Source organism: Aeromonas sp. QDB68, assembly GCF_027707405.1.
GTDB lineage: Bacteria > Pseudomonadota > Gammaproteobacteria > Enterobacterales > Aeromonadaceae > Aeromonas > Aeromonas caviae.
The window spans coordinates 1-1,867 of record NZ_JAPCIQ010000192.1 but is presented as its reverse complement, the minus strand read 5'-3'; the positions used below and the strand labels follow the sequence as shown (position 1 = coordinate 1,867).

2 protein-coding genes are annotated in these 1,867 nt (G+C 58.5%); both read left to right on the top strand.

All coding sequences use genetic code 11. The annotated features are described in order from the left end of the window. Positions 1–227: 227 nt before the first annotated feature. Positions 228–902 carry a response regulator gene (locus PG892_RS22115; RefSeq protein WP_167576612.1) on the top strand — a complete coding sequence of 225 codons (675 nt, stop codon included), beginning with the start codon at positions 228–230 and terminating at the stop codon, positions 900–902. Positions 903–924: 22 nt separating this feature from the next. After that, the coding region (locus tag PG892_RS22110) for a histidine kinase (RefSeq protein WP_270825883.1) at positions 925–1,867 on the top strand (943 nt) is incomplete at its 3' end.

Here is a 1,867-nt window from a genome sequence, read left to right as displayed (position 1 = left end):
AAAAAATCGGCTCAAACATGAAGAAATGAAATGACTGAGTCAGCCGAGAAGAATTTCCCCGCTTATTCGCACCTTCCTTAACTCTGATGCTCATGGCGAAATAAAGAACGGGGATAAAGGCAGGCATGATTCAGTCCCGATACAGGGGGGTCAGGTAGGATCCGGATTGACTCGCCCTCTTCTTGACCCTCTAATTGACAGCCTGGACCCTTATCATCATGCATCTTATGAAAATCCTACTGGTCGAAGACGACAAGCTGCTCAATCACCACCTCTCCACGCTGCTGACCGAGGCCCAGAATCAGGTGCACAGCACGGACAATGCCCAGGTGGCGCTGCACTACGCGGCCGACTATCCCATCGACGTGGCCATCATCGACCTTGGCCTGCCGGACATGGACGGTCTGCAGCTCATCAGCCGCCTGCGCGAGCAGCAGATCCCCTTCCCCATCATAGTGTTGACCGCCAGGGGCAACTGGCAGGACAAGGTGGAGGGGCTCGAAGCCGGTGCCGATGACTACTTGGTCAAGCCCTTCCAGAAGGACGAGTTGCTCGCCCGTCTCAACGCTCTGGTACGGCGCAGCGCCGGTTTCATCTCCCCCAGAGTGAAGGCAGGTGACTATGAGCTGGATCTCTCTCGCAAGGAGCTGACTATCTCCGGTGAAGTCACCGTGCTCACCAGCTTCGAGTACCTGATCCTGGAGTACCTGATGCGCAACGCCCGTCAGGTGGTTTCCAAACAGCAGCTGCTGGATCAGCTCTATGGGGACGGCGAAGGGGATCCCAACACCATAGAGGTCATGGTGAGTCGCCTGCGCAAGAAGCTGGATCCGGAGGGGAGCATCCAGCCCATCTCCACCATCCGCCGGCAGGGCTACATCTTCAACCTCTCCTGCAGTTGATAGGCCCTCCATGCTGAACCCCATGACACTGATCCGCCGCTCGCTGCATCTCAAGCTGATGATGAGCGCCATGCTGGTCATCGCGCTCATCATGGCCTTCTCCGTCTATATACTCTACCTCGGCCACACCGAGGAGCAGGCCCAGAAGGCCAGTGTCCGCATGCAGGAGAACCTCTCCAAGCTGTTCTCTTCCAAGCAGCCTGAACCCCACGCCATCACGGATCTAGGCAGCCTCACCCCGGATGCCATCGACCCCAATCTCGACACCCTGATCTGCCGCGCCGACGGGGAGCTGAGCTGGTCCAGCCTGCACATGCCCGAGGTAGTCACCATCAAGGAGACCATCTGTCGGGACCTGATGAGGTACCTTGGCGGGCTTGATCAGGACTATTTCTTCAAGCTGCACACCATCAAGAACGGCGAGAGCTACTTCATCTACAGTCTGCGCTTCCTGCGCAATCATGGTGACGGCCCCACCACCTACTACGTGGTCATGGTCGATTCCGCCAAACGCTACCAAGCCCAGACCCGAGACTATCTCTACCGCTGCATTCGCCAGGCCCTGCTTGCCTACAGCCTGCTGGGCGCCCTGCTGCTGCTCACCAGCTTCTGGAGCCTCTCCTCCCTGCGAACCATGGCACGACAGATCGACGAGATCCGCGCCGGCACGCGGGAGGAGTTGTCCAGCGACTACGAGCGGGAGCTGACACCGCTGACAGAATCGGTCAACCAGCTGCTGGAGAACGAGCGCCAGCAGACCCAGCGCTACCAGCATGCCCTCAATGATCTCGCCCACAGTCTGAAGACACGGCTGGCACTCATCCAGATCACCGCCCAGGAGCTCAAGCTCGGCCACGAGATCCATGACAACATCAGTGAACAGATAACCACCTTGACATCCTCCCCCACCTTAGCGCTTCGCGTCACAGGAGGGGGATTCCCATTACTGGGTGATAGCTGCTCGC

Bases quoted from the DNA above. Each gene is read 5' to 3' on its own strand.
- PG892_RS22115 (WP_167576612.1), top strand. From the start codon at position 228: ATGAAAATCCTACTGGTCGAAGACGACAAGCTGCTCAATCACCACCTC.